Consider the following 14,486-nt stretch of genomic DNA (forward strand, 5'->3'; position numbering starts at 1 on the left):
GAAACAATCCGTCAGTATATTGAACGGCAACGAGAAAAATAATATAATTAATCAATAATTTTCATTTGAAATGATTACTTTTCAAATGCTCTCTCACTTTCTTTATATAGGTGTTGTTTTCTAATATATTAAACATGTCAAGTCGTATTGATGAAAATAACTATCATGGGGGAGAACAAGATGTAACTGAAGCAGTCAAGATTAGATTATATCCTACAGATGAGCAGAAAAAGATAATTAATCAAAATATTGGAAATAGGGGTTTTATTTGGAATAAAATGCTTGTAAAAATCAAATATGAAAATGTGAAACCCACTCAGAAAACATTAAACAATATTCTCAAAGAACTAAGAAGTGAATATCCGTTCCTTGAAAAAAGTGAATCCAGCAGCCGACAGCAGGTTTACCGGGATCTTATAAAAGCATATAATAAACATAAGAAAGAAGGTGCTGGATTTCCCAAGTTCAAATCAGAAAAAAATCCCAATACCTCATTTAGAATACAAGCCAACAACAATAACATCCACTTAAATGAACGAAAAAACAGGATACAAATACCGACAATCGGTAAAATCAAATTCAAAACCAGTAAAGAACATAAACAAAAAATACAGGAATCCAAAATCAACAACATAACAATCAAACACGAAAATGGCATATACATGGGAATAATAAACATAAACACAATAAATACTCCCTTGAAGTACTGTTTTGAAGCCGTTGGCATTGATATGGGTATTAGAAGACCATTAACCTGCAGCAATGGTTTAAAAATCGAAGAATTTGATTTAACACGAGAAGAGAAAAACGTTAAATATTATCAGCGTGAAATGAGCAAAAAACAACCGGGAAGCAAAAATTATTGTATAGCTCAAAAAAGATACTGGAAAGCATTGAACAAGAAAATCAACAAGAAAAACGACCAATATCACAAAATCACACACCATATAGTAAAAAACAATCAGGTAATAGTACTAGAAACACTAAACATAAAAGGATGGTTTAAAAATAAGCATTGGGCTCCAAAATTACAACGCATATCATTATACGAGATAATAAGACAACTAAAATACAAATCAGAGCGAAACAATCGTAAAATAATTCAAGTGGGAAGATTTTTCCCTTCAAGCCAAAAATGCAGCAACTGCGGATACCAATACTATGATTTGGAATTGGGTGAAGAAGATTGGATCTGTCCGGTATGTGGAAAACATCATGATAGGGACTTAAATGCAAGTATTAATATAAAAAATGAAGGATTAAGATTAATCCTAGAAAAAATAATAAAGACAATTTCATATTTGGGATTGTCATGGCCTGCGGTGCGCGGGTATCGGCTCGAAAGTATTAACATTCCACTCAACAAAGAGTATGTTAAAAAATCGAGAATCCCCAACTTCTTAAAAGTTGGTGGAAGTTCAAAAAATCGACCTGTACCATTGAATAGATTCCAAATATTACAATAATGATATATAAAAAATAGGTTAAGGTTTTTGGAAGTTTATTTTCAACTTTTCTAAACAGTCCATTAATATTCATACCCAGATGGATTCCCAGCAGTATTAAACATAAATAAGCAAGGATTTTGTGAAGATAAACTGTTGTTAAACTTCCAATATTCAAAAATGTCAATATCTCTTGGCTGGATAGCAAACCAAAGATCATGGTTAGGATAAAGACAATCATAAACACTACATTAATGATTAAAAATGAACTTCTTTTTAGGTTATATTTTCCTTTTGGAATTGCTTTGATGTATTTTCCATTTAAGATTAGATGGACAATAACTAATGCAAGTAAGCATACCGACTATTTCATGTATTTGTGGGGGAAGATATACTTTTGAAAACTCAATCAGCATTAATATAAACATTAGTATGTCTATGATTATCTTTTTCATCAAATCACTAATATCCTAAACCTTTTAACCAGTCTATTGTTTGCTGTTTTCCATCGTCGCTTCTGGCGGTTTTTCCGTCTAGTGCGAGACCTTTTGTATTGACTTTTGCATTTGGCAGTTTTGTCTGTATTGACGGATATGTTCCGGCATCCCCTGATCCTTCATGGGTGTTGAATGGGATTACATTTTTTCCGTTGAAATCATATTCTTCCATGAATGTGTACATTATCATTGGAAGGTCTCCCCACCATATCGGATAGCCTATGAATACTGTGTCGTAGCTATCAAAATTATTGATTTTATCCTGAATCTTTGGTCTTGCGTTATCGTTTTTTTCTTTTTGTGCAATATCTGTACATTCATCATATTTTTCAGGGTACTTATCTACAGGAACTATCTCAAAAGAGTCAGCTTTTAAATATTCCTTGATATATGATGCAACCATTGCGGTGTTTCCGACTTCTACATTACCGACATTGTAGTTTTCACCGGTTCTTGAAAAATAAACGACCAGTACTTTGCTGTCGGTATTGTTTTTGTTTAAAATATCGTTTGCTTGCGTTTCAGCATCAGTGATTGCAGTTACTTCACTGATTCCCAATCCTAAAACGATCAGGATTATTGTAAATAAGATGATTTTCTGATTCATGTTATCACTTGATAATATGTTGATACTTACAACATTTATATGTTCTGTTTAGTTAGGAAATCAGAAATACTATTTCCGATTTGTTGAATCAAATGGAAAACAATTGGATGAAGTTTCTAGGATTTTTGAAGAGAACATTAAACCTTCTGTAGACACTATCTTCGAATTAAGTGAGGTTAACAAGGCTTTGGAGAAGGTTGATAAAGGTGGCTCTAAAGGTAAAACTTTAATTAAAATCGGAGAATAATTATTTTCTATGATTTTCATAGGATGTCAAATATTCATCCAACAAATCATACAATTCCTTTTTGGTATTCATTTTAAAAATGCGAGGCTTGATTTCATAGCTTCCCGGAAGGTTTTTCAAATAGTATGCTGCATGGCTTCTCATTTCGGGAATCGCTATTTCTTCGCCTTTTAAATCAACCAGCAAATCAGCATGCTTTTTTGCCATGGCTATTTTTTCATGAGCACTGACTCTTTCAGGTTCAATTCCGTTATCGATATAGTCAATGCATTGCTTTACAATCCAGGGATTTCCTCTGATTGCCCTTCCAATCATTATTGCATCACAGCCGGTTTCATCAAGCATCCTTTTGGCATCGTAGCATGTCCAGATGTCACCATTTCCAATAACGGGTATTGAAAGTTCATCCTTAATCTGTTTAATTAATGACCAGTCTGCAGGAATGTCATATCTGTCTTCTTTGGTTCTTGGATGTACTGTAATGGCTGATGCTCCGGCATCTTCAACAATTTTTGCTATTTCAAGTGCATTGATGCTGTTTTTATCCCATCCGCTTCTGATTTTAACGGTAACTGGTATGGGCACTGAATCAACAACAGTTTCAATTATCTCTTGAGCTTTTTCGGGATCTTTTAAAAGCGCGCTTCCTGCTCCGCTTTTAATGGCAACTTTTCTGACAGGGCATCCCATATTGATGTCGATGATATCGGGGTTCATGTATTCATAAACGAATTGTGAAGCTATTTTAAATGATTTCGCTTCCGATCCAAAAATCTGTTGGGAAATTGGTCGTTCTTCTTCGGTCATATAAAGCATTTCTTTGGTTTTGCGGTCATGATACATGATTGCTTTATCTGAAACCATTTCTGTTTCAATAAGTCCGCAGCCCATGGATTTAACAATTCTTCTAAATGCGGAGTCACATATTCCTGCCATAGGGGCTAAAACAACTTGATTGTCTATTTTAACATTACCAATTTTCCACTTCATACTATCAACAAATTTTTACAATATTGTTATATATTATATAATTTAGTTTTTAAGTAAAATAAGTAATGGGTAAATTTTTTATTTTAAAAAAAGAAATAATGGGACTATTTAACCAAATAGTCCATCAAATAATCCTTTTACAGTATCAGTGCCATTTGTATTGTTTAGAATGTCTGATACTTGTGATTCATAACTGTTTTTATCTCCTTGCGCATTTTGAACTTGCTGAATAGCAGTTGCAAGGTTTTCAATGTCACTGTTTGTAATGTTAATGTTATTTACGACAGTGTAATTATTGATTATGTTTACAATAGTTTGGTGATCTGTTACATTGTCTTCTTTAACGGTTTCTTTAACATCATCAACTAATTTTGATACTTTTTCAGAGCTAACATTTGAATTTTGAACAACTTCTGCCTGGGTGTAAATTTCATTGTTAGCTGCTTCTTTTACGTTTTCAGGAATTTCTACATTTGTAGCTACTTCATATGAATTCATAATTCCCGCAAGCGCAGATTCTCCAGTTGCTGTCACAGGACTTGTTACATAAACATGTCCACTTGTAATTCCAGCTGATTTCAATGCAGATAAGTACATGTCCCCTGTAATTGTAGTTATTTTTGCTTTATCAACACTGACTTGGAGTTTTGCATTATCATTTAAATCAACCAGTGCAGATGAAAATATTTGATTTGATCCGTAAGTTTTTCCAGTTATTGTGCTTGCAATTTTATTCACGTCACTTGCTGTTATGACTTTTGAATTTGCATTTTTCAAATCGGCATTAGCCTGATTTTGGAAAAATGTGTCAACAGTATTTTTGTAATTTGCATTTCCATATGTAGTTTCACCATAAGTGACCACTACAGAGTCCGCTTGGCCTGAAAATCCTATAGGGATAATCATTCCAACTAATATTATAGATAAAATAACAATACCTATTGTACTCTTACGCATATTATCACCTCTTTATAATAGCAAATTTTATTTGGTGTTTTTAGTATTTAAATGTATATTATTTGTGGATGTATTTTTTTAAATTTTTATAAATATTGCTGAAATTCAATAATATTTATATGTTTTCAAATCAAATTTAAACTTATAGTAATTCTATTACTATTGTTCAATTTTAATAGACTAAAAGGAGGTGAAAATACGGTAAAGTTAAATAATCGAATAGTATTTGCATTATTGATTTCTATATTGCTTCTGTTTTCTGTAGGAAGTGTTTTTGCAGGAGATAATGAAACCATATCTGAAGTAGTAAGTGCTCCAATTGATTCAGATGGAATAACGTCGCAGGATGATGTAAGCCAACTTCAGGTTTCTGATGATTCAGTTTTATCCGCAAACAATAATGTCATTAACATTGTTGATGTAAGGGATTCGTATAATGAAAATTCCAAAACATGGGATGAAGACGGATTTACCTTAGCTGGAGCTACCGTAAAATTATATGACTCCAACCATAAGCTGATTTCAACTCATACCACTGATTCAAAGGGTAATGTTGCAATTAAAAACTTGGGTTCTGCCAAATATTATGTGGAAGTCAGTTATTCCACTTATGAGACTCAAAAGCTTGATGTCATTGATTTTACAAAAAACAGTGGTACTGTAACCATTAGGGACATAATGTTCACTCCGGATATCTTATTGCTTGTTGACTATAACTCCCACAATGAAAAGGTAGACGTGCTGATGAACATGTCAAGAAGGGTAGCTTATATCAGTACAACCGATTTCGACAAGTCCAGATCATGGCTGGTCGAATATGCTCAGTTTATGCATATTGATATGTTTTCAGAATCCGCATACAGTGTTCTTACAGGACAATACCTAAAAGAGCTCCTGGCAGAATCACCTGCTAATGCAAGATATAATGTAGCTTACACATTCAGTGTATTCTCAAAACAGATCTTGAATAATACAGGTTTGCATGTTGTCGGTGCTTCTCCTGAGAACAATACTTACGATACTATTGAAAATACATATATCGGTTCTTATTTCCAGGCAAGAGACATTGCGGAATCAGATATTCTCCAAAGCAATATGAAAAATTATCTAGATTATGTTCGTTACTTAATCAATCCATCTAAATATGCAGATCCGACACTTGATGAGGATAACGCTCCATTGATGTCACCTGAATGCGGATTTTATCATCCTGATTTGGGAATGTATACTTTGGTTCCTGAAGGAAAATTAATCAACAGCTGGATTCGTGAAAATCCGGGTTATACTCATAGTTCAGACGGTAGTTTGAATTGGATGACTGAAAATTATGTTGTTTGGCTGACTGAAACATTGGATCCAACAGCATTGTTTAAGAAGTTTGAAAATGATTATATTGACAAATTCCATCCGACAAAACCATTCATAGCTATCGCTTCATACTATGGTGGTGAAGAAGTGTCCGATGCATTAATCAGAGGTTATGAGGCTAATGGCAGACCTGCTTTCAATGTATTTAAAACAGGAACTCAACCGCCAATGTCTTCAATATTAAATAAAATCAATAATCTCTCAAAAGTTGGAATATCTGCTGTAAATTCATTATGCAGCTGGTCACTTGACTATGCTAACGGTACTGCAGAACCTGATTTGACTGATATTGATTTACATGTATTAAAAGGTATTGTGGAAATATCTGAATACAGTTATAACTCTGAATTGGGTGCACAGGTTGAATGGACTTATATGGTTACATATCCTAGTTTTGAAGGGGTATTCGGTCAGGTTGCATTGTCTTGGGTTGACAGTTTCGGTAACTCTCATGTGATTCAGGACGGTGTTGACAAGATGGTTAAGTTAAACTGCAAATGGGCTGATTTACATGACTTGAATAATTCAGATAAAAAAGTTGCAATTATGCTTTATAACTATCCGCCGGGTAAAGCTGAAATTGGTGCTTCATACTTAGATGTATTTACTAGTGCTTATGATTTACTTCTTCAATTATATGCTCAAGGTTATGACATTGGAGGTACAGTAGAGTATTCCAACTACTATAACAACACCTATCAATTCCTTATCAATTCAGAGAATAATTATCAAATCAATGGGTCATTTACTCACTTGGTTTCATTATACAATTTGACTAGAATTATTTTCGATATGAACAATAAGGGGTCATGGGCTAGCGGTCTGCTTGAGAAATATGTTGAAGAAAATTGGGATGACTTGATGGCACATCATCAATTGATATCACTTAAGGACTTTGAATATTTAACTTCAGACATTAGGGATTCCTTGTATTACAACCTTACCGGCTATTGGGGTGACGGTTTAGGTCCTGCAATGGTCTATAAAAACAAATATATTGTAATTCCTGGTGTTTGGTTCGGTAATGTATTTATCACTTTCCAACCTAGTAGGGGATGGGAAGAAGTCCAGGATTATCACAGTTTAGTTATTCCTCCGCACCAACAGTATGTTTCATTCTATAAATGGATGGAAAAAACTGCTAAAATAAATGCTATTGTCAGTATGGGTACTCACGGAACATTGGAATGGTTACCTGGTGTAAACCTTGGTGCATTTCCGGGAGATTGGACATTTGAGTTAACAGTAATTCCTACAGTATATCCTTATATTGTATCCAACCCTGGTGAGGCGATGGTTGCACGTGATAGAAGTTCTGCATTATTGATTACTCACATGACTCCTGCAATGGTTTCATCTGAGTTGTATGGTAATTATACTACTTTAAAAAATTATATCAATTACTATAAAGAACAGATGTCTCTTAACGTTACTTCCAATGCGGATGAATATAAAAGGATGATTGTAGAATTAGCTCCTGAATTAGGTTTTAGAAACTTTTCATCCAAAAACGAAACATTCCAAAACTATATAGATGATTTGCATCACTATCTGGATGACATGGAAGATGACTTCAACACTTATGGTCTTCATACTTTAGGTAAAGTGCTGGAAGGTTATGAATTGGCTGAAGAGGTTGTTACTATCGTAACTTCCCAAACAAAGATTTATGACCAGCTGGTAGAATTTTTATATCCTAAATTGAAGGGACTGAGCTTCTTTAAGGACATGCAAAAGAACTTCAAGTACACAAAAGAAGTGGATGCTATAAAAGCATTCATGATGAATTATTCAAATTCATTAGTCAATGGAAGTTCTGCCAAAGACCTAAATAAGAAATTCGGAATTGAGGAAGGCACTGCATTATATAATTCAACACTTTATTGTGAGGACATTATTGCCAATATCAAAAATAACAACGAATGGAATGCAATCATGCTTGCATTATCTGGACGTTATGTGAAATCAGGTTTATTCGCTGATCCATCTTATGGTGATTCAATACCTACAGGATTCGACGGTTATGCTTCCGACCCTACAAGAATGCCATCTCCAGCAGCTTTTGAGTCTGCTGTTAAAATCGTTGACATGCTTCTGGCTAATTACTATGAACAGCACGGTAAATGGCCGGAGTTAACTTCATTAATCTTATGGGGTACAGAGATATCCAGGACTGAAGGTATTGGTGTTGCTGAATTCCTATATCTTTTAGGTTGTAAACCGGTTTGGGCGGACAACGGAAAAGTACTCGGCGTAGAACAAATTCCATTAAGTGACTTAAACATAACTTTAAATGACGGTTCTGTTGTAAATAGACCTAGAATAGATGTATTTGCAAGTATGGTTACAAACAACAAGGATTGGATTACATGGATGTTAACTGCTATTAATCTGGCTGTAAATGCTACCGGTGAGGATGAAACCAACAACTATGTTATAAAACATTATGCTGAAAATCCTACTTTGGATAGATTATTTGGTCTTCCAGGTAATGTATTAGAAGGAACCGGTATGTCAAATCTCTTGCCAAACACTGCAGACTGGAACATTTCATCTGTAAACGAATATGCGATGGACATATATTTAAGCAAAGTATCCTATTCATGGACATTGGATGCAAAAGGAAACATCGTTGTTAAAAACGAAAAAGAGAATTACAAATATCTGCTCGAAAAAGTTGATGTGATTACTCAAAACTTCGACAGTTCATGGAGATTGTTCGATTCTGATGATTACTATGACTGGTTCGGTGGTTTATACAATGCTGCAAATGTATTGAAAGAGAAATCCGGTAAAGGTAAACCTGATACTGCATTCTTTGATATTAGGAACAAGAACAATTACATTTCAAGAACCTATGAACAGGAAATTGATTTCGAAATACGTAGCAAACTCTTAAATCCTAAATATTATGGAATATTATCCAAAACCGCCGGAGGTATGAACTCTCTTGCATCAAACATGCAGAACATGTACGGATCTCTAGTACTAAGCGGTGAAAAACTCAACAAGGAACTGGGAGACCAATTGGCTCAACGTAATCTTGAAGCACTTGCCGGTGCTAATGACCCTACTTTAGCTCCTGCAGCACAGTCCATGGCAGGTTGGCAAATATATATGGCTGATCAAGGACTTTGGGACGGTGACGCATCAACAGTTCAGAAACTAGTCGATGCATATATGCAAAGTGTAATCGAATACGGTGTAGCATGTTGTCACCATACATGTAAGAACCTTGCATGGAATGCAAAAATCATTCAGTTAAGTTCTCTAACTCCTGCACAAAAGCAGAAATTCGCAGAAATCCTTGCTCAAGCAACAAACACAGATCCATTATACCAAATGGATGAAGATTTCAACAAACAAGGTAGCGAAGGTAACAATAACGGAAATACTGGTGATGGTGATGATGGTCAGCAAAAAGCCAATCAGCTATCAAACAGTACTTCTCAGCAATCAGAATCTGACGGATCAAATGCTGGCGGTCAAACCGCAGTCGGTGATGACCCATCTGCAACTGGAGATGCTAAATCTGTAGCAGATTCCCAAAATTCACAGGATGCTTCATCCGGAGGAGACGGTGCAGGTGGTGCAAAATCATATGAACTTTCTGAAAAGTCAGCATCCAAATCTGCAAGTTCAACAGAATCTAGTATGCCTATATTTGTAATTATTGCAGTAATTATCTTGATTGCAATATTCCTGGTTGGGTATGTAAGAGATAGTAAAGACGACGAATATGATGATTATTAATTTAATCATCAACTTTTTTTATTTTTTAGTTATTTTTAAATATTATATTTTATCATATCTAATAATATAATGAAAATTTTTAAAGTTTGATTTAATAAAAATTTTTAAGAATTTTTTAAATTTAAAATGATGAGGTATAATAATGGTTAAAAAAATTAATATTATATTAGTTTTATTGCTTTTATTCATTTCCATATCTGCAGTAAGTGCGGCTGATGATGGAAACATTACTGAATTGGCAAGCAATGAAGCTATTCAAGATACATTACATGTATATGTTGGTGAAGATGTCAGTTATTCTTCGGATAGTCTTGACGATGTTGTGGCTATCGATGAATCTGACTTGGAACTTTCTTCATCTTCATTTACAATCAATGACGGTAATTACAACCAATATTTTAGTTTTGCAACTGGCCAATTGTCTTCTTCTGATGTCAAATCTGGCGATACTATAATTTTAGACGGCACTATTCAAAAAAAGAATTTCATTTTCAATATCCCAGTAAATATTATCGGATCTTCTTCAAATAATATGAAAAATTCAATGATTATTTTAAGGAATGGGGCTTCTAACAGTACTGTTTCTAATTTGCATATTGATAATGCCATGGATGGAAAATCTGGAGTTGTTTTAGATTCCGTTAGTTACTGTACAATTAAAGATTGTACTATAAAAGTTACCAAGGCTAGCTCATATCCAATTTCAGTCATTAATGGCGCAAATTATAACAATGTAACTGGAAACAATTTAAAGGCTTATGGTCTGACATATGGTCACGGTACCAGATCCACTCCTGGATTGATTGTAAGCGGGTCCCACTATAATTATATAGCTAATAATTATGTTGAAGTAGATGATGCCAATGGTATATATCTTTCAAGTTATTCCGGTAAGAGTACTGATGGACTTGTAGTGAATAATGGTGGTAATTCCAATTTCAATATAATTTATAACAATACTGTTAAATGTAATGATGAAATATTGCCTACTTCATGGAGTTACAATATTCAGATAATGGGTAACAATAATACTATTAAATCCAACACTGTCTTTAGGGGTTACAGAGGTATTTCCACTTCAGGTGCAGGAAATATTATTGATGGTAATATAATTAGCGTTGCCGGTTCTGATTATACTAATCCTGGTGTTGAAACAGGTGGGGAATATGGTATTGTAGGGGCTTATTTCTCAACAATAACAAATAATATAATTACTGGTAAAATCATTTCCACTGGTGGAGGAATCTCTGCTCTTGACAAGTCAGTTGTTGAAAATAATTGGGTTAATGTTACTAAAGTTGGTAAAGGTATAAATGCTGAGGGTTCAAACATCATAATTCGAAATAACACTGTATTCACTGTGTCTGGTTCAGGTATTTATCAACAAGGTAAATATTTCGGACTTATAGTTGAAAATAATAACATCACTTCCGAATCTGGTGTAGGTATTTTAATAGATAAGGAAAACTCTAAAAAAATGCCTTCAAATGTTACTGTTATCGGAAACACTATCAAAACTGGAAATAAAGTTGCTATTGATGCTAGCAACGTTGTGGTATCATCCTCAAATATAGACCCTAAATCCAATAATGTTTATGGAAAAATTATTATGAGTCCCGAAGGGATTATAGATACATCCAAACCGGTATACATTTTTAAGGGAAATACAAGTATTATCACACCGGACAATATTAGGGAATACATTAATGCCAATGGTGATTTAACATATAATGTACATGATGGCGATACATTAGTATTTGAGGGAACATTTGATAATGAGGTAATCTATATTAATAAACGCGTTAAGATAACTGGTGATGATCCTATATTTTACAATTCCACATTTAAAATAACATCTGGTGGAGTATTAATTGAAAATTTAACAATCATCAATAATAAAGCAAATAGGGTAAATGCGTGGGGTATTTTCACAAATCAGGCGAATGGTGTTAGAATCATTAACAATAAAATCACTGTCAGCGATTCTAAGGCCGCATATGCAGTTTATGTTTTAGAATCAACAGAGGTTGAAGTAATTAACAATGAATTAACTTCTGAAGGGGACTTTTTAACATTTACTTTACTTTCATATGCTTCTGAAGACTGTACTTTTGCAAACAATACTATTAAAACAATTGGAACCGGTGAAGTATACTCATTTACACCTGAAAAATGTATTGACGGTAATGAAATAACTGTTGATGGAAAACAATATTGTATTGATGGTAATGAGTTATTTATTGACGGTAAATCTTATTGTATTGATGGTAATGAGCTGACTATTGATGGCAGGTCTTATTGTATTGATGGTAATGAGTTGAGTATTGACGGTAAGACTTATTATTTTAGTGAAGGTCAAAATTTCACTATTGAAGGTAAGACTTATTGTATTGACGGTGAAGAGTTGACTATTGAGGGTAAAACTTATTGTATTGATGGTAATGAGTTGACTATTGACGGTAAGACTTATTGCATTGACGGCAATGAGCTTTGCATTGACGGCGCTGAATACAGCATGGGTGAAGCACATGTCATTTCAGAAATTTATCAAACTTATGGAATTTTATTATTATACTCATCAAACAATAATATTTCTGGAAATGACATAAATGCTACATCTAAATTAGATTCTGTATATTCAACAAATGACTCTCAAAATTCTGTAGTTGGTATTGACTCATACTTCAACACTCACAATAATGTATTTTCAAACAACACTGTCTACATAAAGGCTAATGACAATTACATTTATGGTATGGGTGTTTTAGGATATAACACTGGTCACACTGCTCCGGCAGGCCAAGGTGCTTCCAACAACACATTTGTAGGAAATAATATCTCTCTTGAGGGTCCGTATTGTACTACTGGATTGATTGTAGGAAGCTCATCTGAAGAAACTATTTTGAAAGACAATGCTATTGACTTAAAATCACCTGTAGGTTATGGTATTACTTTAGAGATGTCTCAAAAGTCAACCATTGAAAACAATAATGTAAACTTGAATTCAGATGCAGTTTATGGTATTGATTTAATTTCATCCTCTGATAATGTCATTAATAATAATACTATTGCAGGTGAAGGTAAGCAAGTTTATGGCATTTTGATTTCCAACGGTAAAAACAATGAAATTACTGATAATGTAATTAAAGCTAAAGGTAATGGTGAAAGTTTAACCTTCAAAGTCCTCGACTCTCTTGGAACAGGCAATGCGGGTATTTGTCTTATGGCTAATTCAACTGATAACAAGATTGCCGGTAACAACATCACTTCAACTACAGGTTATTCAATTTTGGTTGGCGATATAGCAACTTCAAATGTAATTTCCGATAACTATCTTGAAAGTGAAATAGGTATTGGAAATAATGCAATAAGCAGCACCAAGAATAATGATGTTGCAGATAACTATGTATATGTAGCTGAAATATTATCACTCAGCACTCCTAATGTTGTATATCTTGGTGTTGGCGAGTTTTCAGTAACATTGGATAAAAGCATGGATGGAGCTATCGTAAAATTCTATGATAGTGATGGTGAATTGTTCACCCAATCAGCAGTCTCAAATGGAATTGCCAAGGCCAAATATCAGTTCGATGAAACATATGCTCCTGCACAGTATTCATTTAAAGCAATAACTTCAAAAGAGAATTATAAAACCATAACTTCCGAATTGAAATTTTCAGTAATTAATGGAAACATTGTTATTACTGTAAAAGATGTTTCAATGGAACAGGGTGGTTCTGGAAACTTTGTTGCTACTGTTTTGGATGAATTTGGAAATCCAATAGCTAATGCAGATGTTGTATTCAACAGGGTTAGTTCAGTAGGCAGACTTAATGTTTTAGGACATGCCGTCACTAATAAAGAGGGCGTTGCAACATTCAAGTTTGATGTTCCTGCAGAATATGATCTTGAAGATTATAATATAGTTTCCAGTGTTGCCGATGTGGATAACTATAATGATGCCAACACAACTTCAGTTTTAACTGTGGTTGAAAAATTAGCTATTACTGGAAACAAGGCTTATACTGTATACTATGGAAATACAGTAACATATAAAGTTAAAATATTGGATGCAAATAAAAAAGCGGCTGCTGGAAAATCAGTGACCTTCAAAATAAAAGGCAAATCCAAAACAGTTAAAACTGATAAGAACGGTTATGCATCTTATAAGGTTAAATTGGCTGCAGGTTCATATACAATCACTGCCACATGCGGTCTTCATAAGGTATCCAACAAGATCACATTCAAGCCTACAGTAATTGCCAAAAGTGTTTCTAAAAAGAAAGCAAAAACCATTAAGTACACAGTTAAAGTTCTAAACAATAAAGGCAAAATCTTAAAGAACAAAAAAGTTACATTTAAGGTTAAAAATAAAAAATACACTGCAAAAACCAATAAGAAAGGTATTGCTACTTTAACACTTAAAAATTTAAAAGTGGGTAAATATGCGGTATCATCTACTTATGGTGGATGTACAGTAAAAACTACATTAACAATTAAAAAATAAGGGTTTTTAACCTTTATTTTACTATTTTTTCAATGTTATTTTAATTAAATTTAAATAATTTTAAAATATAATATTACTCAATAGTCATTATTTTTTTTCAATTTTATTAGACTAT

The 14,486-nt window shown here is 33.6% G+C and carries 6 protein-coding genes and 1 pseudogene; 4 read left to right on the plus strand and 3 right to left on the minus strand.

Translation table 11 applies throughout. The features are described 5' to 3' along the window. Positions 1-134: 134 nt before the first annotated feature. Positions 135-1,466, plus strand: coding sequence for an RNA-guided endonuclease TnpB family protein (locus E7Z81_RS00005; protein WP_292742629.1), 1,332 nt, complete (start codon positions 135-137; stop codon positions 1,464-1,466). Positions 1,467-1,907: 441 nt separating this feature from the next. Here the strand turns inward: E7Z81_RS00005 and E7Z81_RS00010 are convergent, their stop codons facing one another. Continuing rightward, on the minus strand, positions 1,908-2,549 hold the full coding sequence (locus E7Z81_RS00010) for a flavodoxin (RefSeq protein WP_292742631.1): 642 nt from the start codon (positions 2,547-2,549) through the stop codon (positions 1,908-1,910). Between the two features lie 70 nt (positions 2,550-2,619). On the opposite strand from E7Z81_RS00010, the pseudogene E7Z81_RS00015 reads away from it, so the two are divergent. Further along, a pseudogene (locus tag E7Z81_RS00015) lies at positions 2,620-2,796 on the plus strand (zinc-binding dehydrogenase); the annotation flags it as partial. Here E7Z81_RS00015 and dusB read toward each other — a convergent pair. Next, positions 2,797-3,786, minus strand: a complete 990-nt coding sequence (dusB, locus tag E7Z81_RS00020; RefSeq protein ID WP_292742633.1) for a tRNA dihydrouridine synthase DusB — start codon at positions 3,784-3,786, stop codon at positions 2,797-2,799. Positions 3,787-3,894: 108 nt separating this feature from the next. After that, positions 3,895-4,743 carry a DUF1002 domain-containing protein gene (locus tag E7Z81_RS00025; protein ID WP_292742635.1) on the minus strand — a complete coding sequence of 283 codons (849 nt, stop codon included), beginning with the start codon at positions 4,741-4,743 and terminating at the stop codon, positions 3,895-3,897. A 234-nt stretch (positions 4,744-4,977) separates the two neighbouring features. Here E7Z81_RS00025 and E7Z81_RS00030 point away from each other — a divergent pair, with 234 nt between their 5' ends. After that, a complete protein-coding gene (locus E7Z81_RS00030; protein ID WP_292742637.1) occupies positions 4,978-9,864 on the plus strand; it encodes a cobaltochelatase subunit CobN in 4,887 nt (1,628 codons plus the stop codon). Between the two features lie 142 nt (positions 9,865-10,006). Then, entirely contained in the window at positions 10,007-14,371 is a 4,365-nt protein-coding gene (locus E7Z81_RS00035) for a right-handed parallel beta-helix repeat-containing protein (protein WP_292742638.1), read from the plus strand. Positions 14,372-14,486 lie beyond the last annotated feature (115 nt).

It is taken from the genome of Methanobrevibacter sp. (assembly GCF_015062935.1).
In the GTDB taxonomy this organism is placed as follows: Archaea; Methanobacteriota; Methanobacteria; order Methanobacteriales; family Methanobacteriaceae; genus Methanocatella.